The sequence below is a fragment of the Bradyrhizobium sp. genome (assembly GCF_049798375.1).
Lineage (GTDB): Bacteria > Pseudomonadota > Alphaproteobacteria > Rhizobiales > Xanthobacteraceae > Bradyrhizobium.
Genome location: NZ_JBARGP010000021.1, coordinates 1 through 1,730, shown reverse-complemented (window position 1 = coordinate 1,730; position 1,730 = coordinate 1). Strand labels below are relative to the sequence as shown.

General features: G+C 63.7%; 1 protein-coding gene. It reads right to left on the bottom strand.

What is annotated here, in order from left to right:
* Positions 1–82 precede the first annotated feature (82 nt).
* Positions 83–1,555, bottom strand: a complete 1,473-nt coding sequence (locus WA702_RS00855; protein ID WP_425108633.1) for an ABC transporter substrate-binding protein — start codon at positions 1,553–1,555, stop codon at positions 83–85.
* Between the last annotated feature and the right edge of the window lie 175 nt (positions 1,556–1,730).

The window sequence follows — 1,730 nt, the reverse complement described above, 5'->3', positions numbered from 1 at the left end:
CCCCAGCCCTCCCCCACAAGGGGGGAGGGAGCCGGACCAGCTCGCTCGGGGCGAAGCAGAGCCCCATCCTGCAAAGCCACGCTCACTTCAACTTCAGCCCGACCACGCGTATCAGGCCGTCCGGCATCGGCCGGAAGCCTTCCAGCTTGGTCGTGTGCGCGAACAGGAACTTGCGATGATAGAGGTAGAGGATCGGCTCCTGGTTCTGCACCTCGCGGGCCAGCATCGCGTAGATCGCCTTGCGCTTCTGCATGTCGCTGACGAGCCGGGCGTCCTCCAGCGCCTTGTCGGCAGTCGGATTGCTCCAGGCGCTGTAGTTCAGCGCGGCACCGGTATGTAGATGGTTGAACGTGTTGCCGTCGGGATCGCTGCGGCCGCTCCATTCCAGCATGTAAGCCTGATATTCGCCGGCCTCGCCCTGTTTCAGCGACGTCGCGAACTCGGTCACGCGGATCTTCAGGTCGAAGCCCGCTTCGGCAGCCATGGCCTGCAGGACCTGCGCGGCGGCCTCGCTCTCGCTTTCCTTCGGCACCATGAAATCGACCGTGACCGGCGGCGTCACGCCGGCCTCCTTCAACAGCGCCTTCGCCTTCTCGACGTCTCGTCCACGCAGCGGAAAGGCGGACTGGTAATAGGGGTTTTCCGGGTTCACCCACTGATTGCCTGGCGTGAACTCGCCGTTGAAGATCACCTGGTTGAGCGCCTCGCGATCGATTGCGAGATCGAGCGCCTGCCGCACCTTGGCCGACTGGCTCAGCGGGCCCTTTGCCTTGTCCTTGCCGATGTTCAGGGTCAGGCCGCGATAGCCGAGGCTGGTCGCGGTGTCGAGCTTCAGCCGCAGGTCGCTTGTCACGTCCTTGATGTCCGTGGCCAGTAGCCGCTCGATCAGGTCGAGCCCGCCCGATTTGAGATTGGCGAGCCGCACCGTGGCGTCGTCGATCGGCTGATAGACGATGCGGTCGATGAAGATGTCATCCTTATTCCAGTAGTCGGCGAACTTCTCGAACACGATCTTGTCCTGCTGCACGCGTTCGACGAATTTGTAAGGACCGGCGCAGACCGGGTGCAGGCCGAACTTGTCGCCTTCCGCCTTGGCTGCCTTGGGCGACACCATCATGCCGGCACGATCGGTCAATTGGGCGAGCAGCGGTGAGAACGGCGCCTTCAGCACCAGCTTGATGGTCAGGGGATCGACGACATCGACATGATCGAGCGAGGCGATCTCCGGCTTGCGGAACGAGCCGGGCGTGTTGAGATGGCGGTCGAGCGAGAATTTCGCGGCCTCGGCGTCGAACGGCTCGCCGTCCTGGAACTTGACGCCGGGCCGCAGCTTGATCGTGACCTCCTTGCCATCGGCCGAGGTCTCATGCGACAGCGCGAGCTGCGGCACGATGTTGAGCTTCTCGTCGATGTCGAACAGCTTGTCGCAGAACGCGGCGAACACGATGCGGCCGACATAAGTGCGCGCCATCGTGGGATCGAGGATGTCGGGATCTTCGGCAAGCCCGATGCGAAGCGTGGTCTGGGCCTGCGCGGCGGCGCCGAGCGAGAGCATGAAGGTGGCCGCACATGCGGCGATGCGCCAGTTTCTGATCATCCCATTGTCCTCACGCGAATGCGGCTCATGCCGTTGCACCACCCGTACCAACCCCACGCCCGCACGGTCCTTCCGCCGGCTGCTTCGACACCTTGATCACAGGCGAGGATGCGCAGTTGCGTCATGTCTGGCC

What these genes read in the sequence shown, in the direction of transcription:
- WA702_RS00855 (WP_425108633.1), bottom strand. Translation starts at nt 1,555, where the DNA reads ATGCTCTCGCTCGGCGCCGCCGCGCAGGCCCAGACCACGCTTCGCATC.